At 66.3% G+C, this 13,282-nt stretch carries 11 protein-coding genes and 1 tRNA gene; 5 read left to right on the top strand and 7 right to left on the bottom strand.

Annotation, left to right across the window (positions count from 1 at the left end; translation table 11 throughout):
- Positions 1–5: 5 nt before the first annotated feature.
- A complete protein-coding gene (locus AC3WON_RS07905) occupies positions 6–1,634 on the bottom strand; it encodes an acyl CoA:acetate/3-ketoacid CoA transferase (RefSeq protein WP_492351561.1) in 1,629 nt (542 codons plus the stop codon).
- Between the two features lie 180 nt (positions 1,635–1,814).
- Between AC3WON_RS07905 and AC3WON_RS07900 the strand changes: the two genes are divergently transcribed.
- On the top strand, positions 1,815–2,594 hold the full coding sequence (locus AC3WON_RS07900) for an IclR family transcriptional regulator domain-containing protein (protein WP_492318706.1): 780 nt from the start codon (positions 1,815–1,817) through the stop codon (positions 2,592–2,594).
- A gap of 530 nt (positions 2,595–3,124) precedes the next feature.
- On the opposite strand, the gene AC3WON_RS07895 is transcribed toward AC3WON_RS07900, so the two are convergent.
- The gene (locus tag AC3WON_RS07895; RefSeq protein ID WP_010813628.1) at positions 3,125–3,478 is read right to left on the bottom strand and encodes a DUF1428 domain-containing protein; all 354 of its coding nucleotides are present in this window, start codon (positions 3,476–3,478) and stop codon (positions 3,125–3,127) included.
- 85 nt (positions 3,479–3,563) lie between these two features.
- Complete coding sequence (locus AC3WON_RS07890; RefSeq protein WP_492351560.1) at positions 3,564–4,481, bottom strand: LysR family transcriptional regulator; 918 nt, start codon at positions 4,479–4,481, stop codon at positions 3,564–3,566.
- 241 nt (positions 4,482–4,722) lie between these two features.
- Between AC3WON_RS07890 and AC3WON_RS07885 the strand changes: the two genes are divergently transcribed.
- From AC3WON_RS07885 to AC3WON_RS07875, 3 genes are all read left to right on the top strand, one after another.
- Positions 4,723–5,232 (top strand): nucleoside deaminase, encoded by a 510-nt coding sequence (locus AC3WON_RS07885; protein WP_492351559.1) that lies wholly within the window; start codon positions 4,723–4,725, stop codon positions 5,230–5,232.
- 138 nt (positions 5,233–5,370) lie between these two features.
- Positions 5,371–5,562 carry a hypothetical protein gene (locus AC3WON_RS07880; protein WP_454751400.1) on the top strand — a complete coding sequence of 64 codons (192 nt, stop codon included), beginning with the start codon at positions 5,371–5,373 and terminating at the stop codon, positions 5,560–5,562.
- A gap of 32 nt (positions 5,563–5,594) precedes the next feature.
- A complete protein-coding gene (locus AC3WON_RS07875) occupies positions 5,595–7,841 on the top strand; it encodes a phosphocholine-specific phospholipase C (protein ID WP_492351558.1) in 2,247 nt (748 codons plus the stop codon).
- A gap of 61 nt (positions 7,842–7,902) precedes the next feature.
- On the opposite strand, the gene AC3WON_RS07870 is transcribed toward AC3WON_RS07875, so the two are convergent.
- Both AC3WON_RS07870 and rpoD read right to left on the bottom strand, forming a co-directional pair.
- Positions 7,903–7,981, bottom strand: a tRNA-Ile gene (locus AC3WON_RS07870).
- Positions 7,982–7,991: 10 nt separating this feature from the next.
- Positions 7,992–10,268, bottom strand: coding sequence for an RNA polymerase sigma factor RpoD (gene rpoD, locus AC3WON_RS07865; RefSeq protein WP_492351557.1), 2,277 nt, complete (start codon positions 10,266–10,268; stop codon positions 7,992–7,994).
- A gap of 19 nt (positions 10,269–10,287) precedes the next feature.
- Between rpoD and AC3WON_RS07860 the strand changes: the two genes are divergently transcribed.
- Positions 10,288–10,653 carry a hypothetical protein gene (locus AC3WON_RS07860; protein ID WP_010813634.1) on the top strand — a complete coding sequence of 122 codons (366 nt, stop codon included), beginning with the start codon at positions 10,288–10,290 and terminating at the stop codon, positions 10,651–10,653.
- Positions 10,654–10,748: 95 nt separating this feature from the next.
- On the opposite strand, the gene dnaG is transcribed toward AC3WON_RS07860, so the two are convergent.
- Both dnaG and AC3WON_RS07850 read right to left on the bottom strand, forming a co-directional pair.
- Positions 10,749–12,560, bottom strand: a complete 1,812-nt coding sequence (gene dnaG, locus AC3WON_RS07855) for a DNA primase (protein WP_492318711.1) — start codon at positions 12,558–12,560, stop codon at positions 10,749–10,751.
- Positions 12,561–12,760: 200 nt separating this feature from the next.
- Positions 12,761–13,210, bottom strand: coding sequence for a GatB/YqeY domain-containing protein (locus AC3WON_RS07850; protein ID WP_492318712.1), 450 nt, complete (start codon positions 13,208–13,210; stop codon positions 12,761–12,763).
- Positions 13,211–13,282: the final 72 nt, after the last annotated feature.

Here is a 13,282-nt window from a genome sequence, read left to right as displayed (position 1 = left end):
AATGATTACAGGTGCAGGGGCCCGGCCTGGAACAGCCGCGCATCCATCTCGCGCAGGTCCGGCGCCACGGCCACGGGCGTTGCGCACTGGTCCAGCACATCGCGCTGCAGGACAACGCCCGGGGCGATCTCGACCAGCGTGAGGCGGGCATCGCCATCTGCGCCAGCGCGCATCTCGAACACCGCGCGCTCGGTGATGTACAGCACCGGGATGCCAAGCGACGCCACATAGGGCCCGTTGAAGCTCAGGTGCGACACCTCCGGCACGATCTTCTTCACGCGGCCTTCGCGCACGATCTGCAGGCCGCCGTCGCCGGCGCGGACTTCCAGCCCGCCCGCCGTCAGCGTGCCCATGAACACCACCGCGCGCGCGCTCTGCGTGATGTTGATAAAGCCGCCGACACCGGCAATCGATGCGCCCTCGCCTGCGCCGAACTTGCTGACGTTGACGTTGCCGTGGCCATCGAGCTCGGCCAGGCCCAGGATGGCCAGGTCGATGCCGCCGCCCTCGTAGAAATCGAACTGCGCGGGCTGGTCCACCACCGCCTCCGGGTAGGCCGAGGCACCGAAGCTGAGGCCATCCGCGGGCGTGCCGCCGATGGGGCCGGCCTCGACGGTCAGCGTGAAACCGTCCAGCCCGGCCTGGTGCGCCAGCATGCCGACCGCTGCCGGCATGCCCACGCCCAGGTTGACCACGCGCGGCGCTCGGCGCGCCAGCTCCATCACCGCACGGCGCTGCACGATGGTGCGCGCGTCGAGCGGGGCGGCAGCCACCGGCGCCGCTTCCGCTTCGGCCACCGCTGCCTCGCCCTGCCACGGCGTCACGTAGGCCGGGTTGTAGGACTCGGCAAACGTCATCTGGTGGTTGGCGGGGTTGTCGCAGACCACCACGTAATCGACCAGGATGCCGGGCACGTGGATGGCCTGCAGGATCTCGTGGTGGTCGACCAGGCTTTCCACCTGCGCGATCACGATGCCGCCCGAGTTGTGGGCCGCCTGCGCCATCGCCAGCAGCTCATGGTGGAAGGCTTCGCGATGCGTGCTGAGGTTGCCGCGGGTGTCGGCCGCGGTGCAGCGGATCAGCGCGCAGTGGATCGGGAAGCTCGGGTAGAACAGGTATTCTTCGCCGCGGAAGTCGACCGCATCGACCCAGCATGCCTTGCCCTCGGCAATGGCCTGGCGCGCGCGCTGGTTGACGGCGCCGCCGTGGTAGCGCGCATCCTGCGCGGTGCGCGGGTCGACGAAGGTGTGCAGGCCGATCTTGGTCATCACGCCGGGCTTGCCGCCGGCGATGGCGCGGTACAGGTGCGTCAGCACGCCCTGCGGCAGGTTGTAGCCCTCGCACTGCTCGGCCATGGCCAGCGTGGCGAGCCGCGTGGCCGAGCGCCAGTGGCCGCCGACGATGCTGGCGGTCATGCCGGCATTGCCGAAGTGGTTCACGCCGCGCGCGCCGCGGTCGCCCTGCCCGGCCGAGTACACCAGCGTCAGGTCGCGCGGCAGCCCGCTCTGCAGGAAGCGCTGCTCCAGCGCCTCGGTCACGGCCTCGGCATGGCCGGCGCCGACAAAGCCAGCGCTGGCCACGGTCCAGCCGTCCTGCACCAGTGCCGCCGCTTCGCGTGCGGTGATCACCTTCATCGCTGTCTCCGGTTTCGTTGTGCCGTCCCGCATCGGTGGCGGCACGTTTTTCCGTGAATCTTGTTTTGCGAACATTTGTTCGGAAAACGCTATCATACGGACATGCCGGCCGCTGGCGCAAGTCCGGATCGGCATGGAGAATCATGTGACTCCCCCTCCATTTCCCCGTATTGAGCCGAAATGCCGCAAGCAGAAGCCGCCAAGAAAGACGAACTGCTGGAATCGCTGAGCAAGGGCCTGGCGCTGCTGCGCCTGTTCGCCGCCGGCGCGGAACGCCTGACCATGCAGGACGTCGCCGAGCAGCTCGACGTGACCCGCGCCGCCGCGCGCCGGCTGCTGCTGACCCTGGAGCACAACGGCTACGTGGCGCAGGACGGCCGCCACTTTGCGCTGACGCCGCGGGTGATCGAGCTCGGCTATGCCTACTTTGCCTCGATGAGCCTGCCGCAGATGGCACGGCCCTACCTGCAGGGGCTGTGCGAGTCCCTGGGCGAAAGCTGCTCGGTGGGCGTGCTCGATGCGGAATCCGTGGTGCTGGTGGCGCGCGAGGAGCCGCGCCAGCTGCTGCGCGTGGACATGGCGCTGGGGCGGCGCATGCCGGCCTATGCGCATTCGCTTGGCCGCGTGCTGCTTGCCGGCCTGGACGATGACGCGCTCGAGGCCTACCTGGCAGGCGCCACGCTGCGCAAGCTGACGCCGTTCACGGTCAGCTCGCGCACGGCGCTGGCGCGCACGCTGCGGCAGGTGCGCACCGACGGCTACTGTGTGCTGGTGAGCGAGCTGGTGGACGGCTATGCCGGGATCTCGGTGCCGTTGCGCGACCAGGCCGGCAAGGCGGTGGCCGGGCTGGGCTTCAGCATGGTGCTGGGCAGCCGTGACCAGGCCCAGCTGGAGACGCGCTTCCTGGAGCCGCTGCGCGAGGCCGCCGCCCGCATCGAAACCATCCTGCAGGCGCGCTGAGGCGCCCGCGGCCCATGTAGAAAAGCCCCGCGTGCCGGGGAGGCAGCGGGGCTCAAATGGTAGCGGGGCAATCTGCTCGACCACCCACGCCTTGATCTTGGCGCATCGCGCTACTGCGGACATCCCCCAAATGTGGGCCATTGCCATGCCGCGTTGCCGGCAGGCCGCAAACGCGCCCTGCGAATCCTGTCAATCATGGCCCTGTCACATTCCTGAAGGAATCCGGGTTTTCGCCGAGCGGGTTTTCGCCAGCTTCCGGCCAGCAGCCGGATGCGGTCTACTGGACTCACATCGACGGCCTAGGCACCGCAAACGCCGGATCGCCGCAGCCGATGGTGCCTCAGAACAAGTCCAATGACCGGGAGACAGACCATGGTGACGAAGAAAGAAGACGCTTTCGTACTGAAGAACCTTCTCGCCCTCGCAGCAGTGGAAACCCTGGGCGGCGCGATTGCCCTGGGCATGGTCTTCCACCTGATCTGAACCCGCTTGCCTGCGCGCCGGTGCTGCCACGCCGGCGCCCGACGCGCTCATTCGTCGACAATCACCTCGAAGCCGCCAAAGATCATCCGCTGGCCGTCGAACGGCATCGGATCCATGCCTTCCTTCAGGCGCGGGTCTGCCATCGCCGCCTTCATGCCGGTGTCGCGCTTCTCGCGCGATGGCCACAGGATCCACGAGAACACCACCGCTTCATCCTCCTTGCGCTGCACCGCCATCGTAAAGGACGTGACCTTGCCTTCCGGTACATCGTCACCCCAGCATTCCACCACCTTCAGCGCGCCGTGCTCCTTGAACACCGCGGCTGCCTTCTGCGCCACCTGGCGGTAGGTCTCGCGAGTGGCCTGGGGAACGGCCAGTACAAATCCGTCGATATAGGACATGGACTTCACTCCTGGTCAGATTGAATCGGGCGAATCGGATCAAACGCGCGATTGCGTCTGACTACCATAGTCCATCGCCACGCCCTCAGCGGGTGGTCCGCTGCCCGCGCCGGTCGACCTCGAACACCATGTTTTCCCGGAAGCGCTGCCGCAGCCACTGCTCGGTCCGGCCCTGCGGCCGGCCCGACTTCGCCCAGATCAGGTCGACGCTGACCAGCCAGTCCGTGTACGGATAGGCCGCCAGGTCCAGTTCCACCAGTTCGCCGCGCTCCAGCGCCGCGCGCACCAGTTGCCGCGGCAGCGTGGCCCAGCCCAGCCCGCTTTTCACCATTTCGACCAGCGCCAGGTAGCTTTCGGCGCGCCACACCCGCGCTGCGCGCAGGTATTCGCTGGTGGGCAGCTTGTCGGCATGCGCGCTGAAGGCCAGGCGCCGATAGGCGTGCAGGTCGGCAAACGAGACCTGCTCGCGCCCGGCCAGCGGGTGTCCCGGGTGCACCACATGCACCATGATCAGCTTGCCCAACTGCACGAAGGCCAGTTCCGGCGCGTAGTGCGGCTGCGCGAAGGCGATGCCGAGCTCGGCCTCGCCCTGCAGCACCAGTTCGCTGACATCGCCGTAGACCGGATTGCGGATGGTCAGGTCGACATACGGAAACTCCCGCTCGAATTCGGCCAGCACCGGCATCACCGCGTGGTACGGGATTTCGATCGCCAGCGTCAGCCCGGGCGGGTTGGCATCGGCCAGGCTGGCGGCATGGGCCTGCAGCGAGAGGCAGCGCTCCAGCACGGCTTCGGCCTCGGTCAGCAGCTTGCGGCCGGCCCCGGTCAGCGCCGGATTGCGGCTGCTGCGGTCGAACAGCGGCACGCCGAGGTCGATCTCCAGGTTGGACACCGCCGCACTGACCGTGGACTGGGTCTTGCCCAGGCGCCGCGCGGCGGCGGAAAAGGAGCCTGTCTCAACCACCAGGGCGAATACCTGCAACTGGTCCAGCGAAAAACGCATGGCCATCCTCCCGCGACCCATCGACTGGATCGATAGGTATTGATTTGTTGTACCGATAAAGTTGCGGAGATGATGCCGCAACAACCGAGGGATCACAAATCCCGGCAAACCCGGCCGGCGCTGCCCAATCCGCTCAACGGCAGCGCCGCACAGGCCGGCACGGAAGCGCCGCTGCTGCCGGCGCAAGCCGAAGAACCCACCCAATCCTGATCCCTTTCCCCCAAACCGGAGACCCCCAAACATGACCCGAATCACAGACCCGTCCGGCGCCGAACTCTCGCCGCTCGACCTGGAACTGCTGCACCAGTCGATCGCACTGTCCGATGCATCCAGGGCCCGCGGCCGCCATCCGTTCGCCGCGCTGGTGGCCGACCAGGCCGGCAATATCATCGCCAGCGCCGGCAACAACTCGATGCCTCCGGAGGGCGACCCGACCCAGCACGCCGAACTGGTCGCCGCCGCGCAGGCCGCGCGTGCGCTGCCGCCGGAGCAACTGGCCGACTGCACCCTCTACACCAGCGCGGAGCCGTGCTGCATGTGCGCCGGCGCGATCTACTGGACCGGCATCGGGCGCGTGGTCTATGCGCTGTCAGAGCACAAGCTGCTGGGCCTGACCGGCGACCATCCGGAGAACCCGACCTTCTCGCTGCCTTGCCGCGAAGTGTTCGCGCGCGGGCAGCGCCGGGTGGACGTGGTCGGGCCAGTGCTCGAGGACGAAGCCGCGGCATCGCACGCGGGCTTCTGGAAGTAGCCATCGTGCCTGCCGTCCGCCCGGCGGACGGCAGGATCGGCGTTGGACATTCTGTCATCGGCACGTCACCCCGCCTTCCTACACTCGCCTGGCTCCGGCTCCCAGCAGCCGCCACACCCACCCAGCCAGGCGAACCCGATGCTCCCCTGCAAACTCCCAAGAACCCTGGCCGCGACCCTGATCGCGGCGGCATTGCTCACCGCATGCGGTGGCGATGACGGCGGCGGCAACCTGTCGCCGAGTGCGACTGTCACGCCGAACGCACAACCGGAACAGCCCGGCAAGAAGCCGGACCAGCGGCCCGACCCCGTGATCCGCTGCGCCCCCTGACAACGCAAGTCCCGACGCCATCCGACAAGACCATGGTCTCTCGCCGCAACTTCCTGCAAGCCGCAGCCGGCACCGGCTTCGCCGCCGCCGCGCTGGCCGCGTTCCCGCCCAGCATCCGCAAGGCCCTGGCCATCCCGGCCAACAATGCCACCGGCACCATCAAGGATGTCGAGCATGTGGTGATCCTGATGCAGGAGAACCGTTCCTTCGACCACTACTTCGGCACGCTCAAGGGTGTGCGCGGGTTCGGCGACCGCTTCACCATCCCGCTGCCCAATGCGCGCAAGGTATGGCAGCAACAGCGCGCCAACGGCGCCGTGCTGACCCCGTATCACCTGGATGGCACCAACAACAACGCGCAGCGCGCGGCCGGCACGCCGCATGCCTGGGTGGACAGCCAGCAAGCCTGGGACCACGGCCGCATGGCGAACTGGCCGACGTACAAGACCAATACCTCGATGGGCTACTTCAAGGAGAAGGAGATCCCGTTCCAGTTCGCACTGGCCAATGCATTTACGCTGTGCGACGCGTACCACTGCTCGATGCATACGGGCACTGACGCGAACCGTTCATTCCACCTGACCGGCACCAACGGCCCGACGGCTGCCAACGTGGCCTTCGTCAACAATGAGTGGGATGCGATCGACGGCCTGCCCGCGTCGGCCAACACCGGCTACACCTGGAAGACCTACGCCGAGCGGCTGGAAGCAGCCGGCATCAGCTGGATCTGCTACCAGAACATGCCGGACGAATGGGGCGACAACATGCTGGGCGCGTTCCAGCAGTTCCGCAAGGCCAACCTGGCGTCGGGCTTTCCGGTATCCAGCGGCGGCGCGCCGGGCGCGCCCTACGCCAACACCGGCCAGCCGCTGCCTTACCACGCCTACGATGCGGCCACCGACAATGCCGCCAATCCGCTATACAAGGGCGTGGCCAACACTCTGCCCGGCACCAGACCCGAGGAATACCTCGACGCCTTCCGCCGCGACATCAAGGAAGGCAGGCTGCCGCAGGTATCGTGGATCAACGCGCCGTCGATCTACTGCGAGCATCCCGGCCCGTCCAGCCCGGTCCAGGGCGCGTGGTTCCTGCAGGAAGTGCTGGACTCGCTGACCGCCGTGCCCGAGGTCTGGAGCAAGACCGTGCTGCTGGTCAACTTCGACGAGAACGACGGCTACTTCGACCACGTCCCCTCCCCCTCGGCGCCGTCGGTGAACCCCGACAAGACGCTGGCCGGCAAGGCGACGCTGAGCAATGCCGAGATGCAGGCCGAATACTTCAACCATCCGGCGCCACCGGGCAGCAGGACCCAGCCTGCTGCCGACGGCCGCGTGTACGGGCCCGGGCCGCGCGTGCCGCTTTACGCGATCTCGCCATGGAGCCGTGGCGGCTGGGTCAATTCCCAGGTGTTCGACCACACCTCCGTGCTGCGCTTCCTGGAAGCGCGGTTCGGCGTGGCAGAACCCAACATCAGCCCCTTCCGCCGCGCCGTCTGCGGCGACCTGACCAGCGCGTTCAACTTCAAGACGCCCAACTCGGAAACCCTGCCCACGCTGGGCGGGCGCACCACGCGCAGCGGTGCCGACCAGCTGCGCCAGGCCCAGCAGGCCCTGCCCGCGGTGCCGCTGCCAGTCGACATGCAATTGCCGCTGCAAGCCACCGGCACCCGCCCGTCACGCGCGCTGCCGTATGAGCTGCACACCAGCGCGCGCTGCAGCGCCGTGGGGCAGGTCGAACTGGTGTTCGCCAACACCGGCACGCAAGCCGCGGTGTTCCACGTCTACGACCGCTACCAGCTGGGCCGCATTCCGCGACGCTATGTCGTGGAAGCCGGCAAGTCCCTGAGCGACACCTGGAACGTGTTCCAGGACAACGCCGGGCAATACGACCTGTGGGTGCTGGGCCCCAACGGCTTCCACCGACATTTCCGCGGCGATACCAACCGCATCGGCGACACCGGCATCGCACCGGAGATCCGCGTCTGCTACGACATTGCCAACGGCGATGTCTATGTCGACCTGATCAACGCCGCCCGCAAGGCCTGCCACTTCAGCATCCAGGCGCTCGCGTACCGGACCGATGGCCCGTGGCCGGTCACCGTCGGCGCCAACGGCGACAAATCCGTGCACTGGTCGCTGGAGGAAAGCGGGCAGTGGTATGACTTCGCGGTGACGTGCGACAGCGACCCGGCCTTCTATCGACGCTTCGCGGGGCGGGTGGAGACCGGCAGGCATACGGTGAGCGATCCGGCGATGGGGGTGGTGACAGCGCAGGATTGAGCGGTAGTTCGAGGCAAGAAAAAAGGGACTGCAGGTATCAACCTGCAGTCCCTTTTCACATTGGTGGGCCTCCCGTGAGTCGAACACGGCACCAACGGATTATGAGTCCGCTGCTCTAACCAGGCATGAGCTAGAGGCCCTTGGAAGCGATTAGTTGCCTTCCAGGAAGCTCTTCAGCTTGTCCGAGCGGCTCGGGTGGCGCAGCTTGCGCAGTGCCTTGGCCTCGATCTGGCGGATCCGTTCACGCGTGACGTCGAACTGCTTGCCGACCTCTTCCAGCGTGTGGTCGGTGCTCATTTCGATGCCGAAGCGCATGCGCAGCACCTTGGCTTCGCGCGGCGTGAGCGAGTCCAGCACGTCCTTGACGACGTCGCGCATGGAGCCGTGCAGTGCCGCTTCGGCCGGGGCCAGCGTGTTGGTGTCCTCGATGAAGTCGCCCAGATGGGAGTCGTCGTCGTCACCGATCGGCGTTTCCATGGAGATCGGCTCTTTGGCGATCTTCATGATCTTGCGGATCTTGTCTTCCGGCATCTCCATCTTCTCGGCCAGCGTTGCCGGATCCGGCTCATTGCCGGTTTCCTGCAGGATCTGGCGCGAGATGCGGTTCATCTTGTTGATGGTCTCGATCATGTGCACCGGAATGCGGATGGTGCGCGCCTGGTCGGCGATCGAGCGCGTGATGGCCTGGCGGATCCACCACGTGGCGTAGGTCGAGAACTTGTAGCCGCGACGGTATTCGAACTTGTCCACCGCCTTCATCAGGCCGATGTTGCCTTCCTGGATCAGGTCGAGGAACTGCAGGCCGCGGTTGGTGTACTTCTTGGCGATCGAGATCACCAGGCGCAGGTTGGCCTCGGTCATCTCGCGCTTGGCTTCGCGGGCACGACGCTCGCCCTCGGCCATCTTGCGGTTGACGCCCTTCAGTTCCTTCAGCGGCAGCACCACGCGCGACTGCAGGTCGATCAGCTTCTGCTGCAGCTCATGCACGGCCGGCACATTGCGCTCGACGATGGTGCTGTAGGGCTTGCCGTCGGCGACGATGGTGTGGACCCACTCGAGGTTGGTCTCGTTGCCCGGGAAGCGGGCAACGAACTCCGCGCGCGGCATGCCGCACTTGTCCACGATGGTGTTCAGGATGGCTCGCTCGAGCTTGCGCACTTCGTCCACCTGGCCGCGCAGCGTGTCGCACAGGCGCTCGACATTGCGGGCGGTGAAGCGGATGCCCATCAGCTCGGCCTGGATGGCTTCCTGCGCCTTGACGTAGGGCTTGGAGTTGTAGCCTTCCTTCTCGAAGGCGCGGCGCATCTTGTCGAACTGCTCGGCGATCACGCGGAATTTCTCCAGCGCGTTCTGCTTCAGTTCTTCCAGCTGGCGCGCGGAGGCGCCGGCACCGGCGCCGCCTTCATCGTCCTCGTCCTCGTCGGCGTCTTCCTCGTCGTCGGACTCGAGGTCCTCTTCAGCGGCAGGCGCAGCGGCGGCGGCCGGGGACTCGGCCACTTCCTCGGCGTTCGGGTCGATCAGGCCGTCGACGAATTCGTCGATCTTGATCTCGTCGTTGGCCACGCGCTCGGCATGGGCCAGGATCTCGGAGATGGTGACCGGGCAAGCCGAGATCGCCATCACCATGTCCTTCAGGCCGGCCTCGATGCGCTTGGCGATCTCGATTTCGCCTTCGCGCGTCAGCAGCTCGACCGTGCCCATTTCGCGCATGTACATGCGCACCGGGTCGGTGGTGCGGCCGAACTCGGAATCCACCGTGGACAGGGCCGCTTCGGCCTCTTCCTCGGCTTCTTCCTCGCTGGTGGCGGACGGCGCGTTGTCGTTGAGCAGCAGCGTCTCGGCATCCGGCGCCTGTTCATAGACAGCGATGCCGATGTCGTTCAGCGTGGCGACCAGCGTGTCGATCGTTTCCGAATCGACCATGTCGTCCGGCAGGTGATCGTTGATTTCCGCGTAGGTCAGGTAGCCGCGCGACTTGCCCAGCTTGATCAGCGCCTTGAGTTTCTGGCGACGCAGCTCAAGCTCTTCCTCGGTGCCCTGCTGGGTCGAGGCGAACTCCTTGAGCAGGGCCTTTTCCTTGGCCTTGCGGTCCTTGGCTTTCTGCTTTTCGGTCTTCGGCGCCGCGGCCGGGGTTGCCGCCGGGCGCGCATCGTTCTCGTAAAACTCTTCAGTCACGTCGTCTGTTGTGCTGTCGTCGTGCTGCATCTCGGCCTTGGGCTTGCGGCCACGCTTTTTCGGCTCCGGCTTGATTGCCGGCGCAGCGGGACGCTCGGATGCAACGGATGCAGGTGTCGCGGCACGCGCCTTGGTTGCCGTAGTGTTGGTGCCGGCCTTGGCCTCCCCACTCTTGGCGCCGGCGGCTGCCGCTCGCTTGCTCTCGACTTCGGTATTCTGCTGTTTCGCCACGGTGATACTCTTACCTTTCACTGGTGCAGATGCGGCGACCTTGCCGCTCGTACTGGCGCTCTTGCCGCTCTCGCGTGCCGAAGTCGAGGCCTTTGTCTTTTCGGATGTGCGAGTCCTGGCGGGAGTCGTCACGGCGGGCGCTTGCGCGCTACGCACGGACTTTGATGGCGCAGACCGGGCTGGTGTCTTGACTGACGCGGTCGATGTCTTCGCCGCCGTTGTTTTCACAGACGCCTTGCCGCTCCCTGATTGGGGAGCTTTAGAGGTAACCCTTTCGGTTGCTTTGGCCTTTGCCATTGGCACGCTCACTTTCACCAGAACTGGAGAGAAAGATTTCGCAATCCAAACCGGCTATTGTAGCACGCCACGCATAGCCGGCTCCCTGTCAGGTGAGGTTTTCACCTGAAAAATCAAGGCTTAAGCTCGGCGGGGCCGGGCCCAGTCCCTTATCCAACGCTTACCGCTGCCTCCTGGTTGATGACCAGGGCACCCGCAGGCGCCTCAGCCAAGTTGGCGCCGCCGGTGGATTTCGCCCACCAGCCAGCGCATGCGCTGCTTGGCCGCTTCATCGGCCGTGCCGGCCACTACCTCCGCCTGCAGTCCGTCGAGTTCGCGCCGCAGCGGCTCGGCCAGCAGCTTGGTAATGGCCGCATCGAAATCCTGTATTGCAGGTGCTTCCTCGATCTCTTCTCGCAGCACCGCGGCACGCGCCACGGCATACACCTCGGCATACGGCGACTGGGCCAGGTGTTCGCTGAAGGCCGCAAAATTGACCTCGCCCTGCACGCTGTCGCACGCCTCCACCAGGTGCGCCAGCACTTCACTGTCACTGCTCTCGCCGCCCAGCAGCAGCGCGCGTGCATCCTCGTCCAGCCTCGCCGACAGCGCCGGATAGCACATCAGCAGCTGGATCACCCGCTGCTCCAGCCCAGTCGGGGCCTGACGGCGCGTGCGCGGGCGCGGCTGGGCGAAGCGGCCGACGCGGGCCGGGTCGCTGCGCAGGCCGCAGATGGCCTCGATCTCCGCGGGTGTCGTTGCCGTGGCATCGGCAAGTTCGCGCACAATCTGTAGCCTCAGGCCGCCGGCGGGCATGGCCTGCAGTAGCGGCTTGGCCTCGTACTGGGCGCGGGCGCGGCCTTCGGGCTGGCGCAGGTCCAGGTCTTCGGTGACCGACTGCAGCAGGAAGCGCGACAGCGGCATGGCGTTGCGCACCTGGGTGGCAAAGGCCTCAGTGCCCTCTTCGCGCACATAGCTGTCCGGATCGTGCTCCGCCGGCAGGAACAGGAAGCGGATGGTCTTGTTGTCCGCCACATGCGGCAGGCAGGCTTCCAGCGCGCGCCGGGCCGCGCGGCGCCCGGCAGAGTCGCCGTCGAACGAGAACACCACGGCGTCGGTCTGGCGCAGCAGCTTCTGCACGTGCACAGGGGTGCACGCCGTGCCCAGAGTGGCAACGGCATTGGCAAAACCGAGCTGGGCCAGCGCCACGACGTCCATATACCCTTCGACCACCAGCACGTAGCCGGTTTCCCGGATCGCGTGACGGGCCTCGAACAGCCCGTAGAGCTCCGTGCCCTTGCTGAACAGCGGGGTTTCGGGCGAGTTCAGGTACTTGGGCTCGCCCTGCCCCATCACGCGCCCGCCGAAGCCGATCACGGCCCCCTTGGTGTTGCGGATAGGGAACATGATGCGGTCACGGAAGCGGTCATAGCGGCGCGGCTTGCCGTCCGCATCGCGCTTGTCGCTTTCGATCAGCAGGCCGCACTCGACCAGCGGCGCCGACACGTTGTCATCACGATAGCTGCCGAACACGGCCTCCAGGCCCTGCCAGTCATCCGGCGCGTAGCCCAGGCCAAAGTTCGCGGCGATCTCGCCGGTCAGGCCGCGGCCCTTCAGGTACTGGATCGCCTGCGGCGCGCCGCGCAGCTGGCGGCGGTAGAAATCGGTGGCGCGGGTCATGGCGTCGGACAGCGCCACCGAACGGGCCTGCTGCTCCGCGCGCTGCCCGGGCGGCAGCCGGTCGCGCTCTTCCGGCACGCTCATGCCGACCGACTGGGCCAGTTCGCGCACCGCTTCCGGGTAGGACTGGCCGGAAAACTCCATCAGGAAGCCGATGGCCGAGCCGTGGGCGCCACATCCGAAGCAGTGGTAGAACTGCTTGGTCGGCGACACCGTGAATGACGGCGATTTCTCGTTATGGAAGGGGCACAGCCCCATGAAATTGGCGCCGCCCTTCTTCAGCTGCACATACTTGCCCACCACATCGACAATGTCGACACGGTTGAGCAGGTCCTGAATAAAGGATTGCGGAATCACCCGACTGACCGTCCTGAGGCATAGCCGTCCCGCGGCGGGCGGCTTCTTTTAGGAATGCGTGACCGGTGCGGCGCCCGGCTGCTTCGGAATATTGTAGTGCAGCGTGATAGGGCCGCCCGAACTGTCTGACATCTCCGTGCAACTGCACCGAACGACGCAGATCCGGTGCCTATCTTGCCAGCAACCGATTAAATCAGTATTTACTTTGCTGCAAGTGCCGCCTTGACCAGGGCCGATACGGCGGTCATGTCGGCACGGCCGGCCAGCTTGCTCTTGAGCACGCCCATGACCTTGCCCATGTCCTGCGGACCGGCGGCGCCAGTGGCGGCAACGGCCTGCTGGACTTCGGCGGCGACGTCCTCGTCCGACAGCGCAGCGGGCATGTAGGCCTTCAGCACCTCGACTTCCGCCGACTCCTTGTCTGCCAGGTCATTGCGACCTGCCTGCTGGAACTGCGAGATCGAATCCTTGCGCTGCTTGATCAGCTTCTCGACCACGGCCAGAACGGCGGTATCGTCCAGTTCCACGCGCTCATCGACCTCGCGCTGCTTGATGGCGGCCAGCAGCAGGCGGATGGTGCCGAGGCGCTCCGTTTCGCGCGCGCGCATGGCGGTCTTCATGTCTTCGCTGATACGGGCTTTGAGGGACATCGTGATCTTCCAGAAAGTGGGTGGACACTCACAGTTGGCGGCGGTGACCGCCCGCTGCAAGGTCCAGAATGC

This window comes from Cupriavidus sp. FW305-46 (assembly GCF_058787075.1).
The sequence above is the reverse complement of the archived record's forward strand: the minus strand, read 5'-3'. Positions and strand labels throughout refer to the sequence as shown.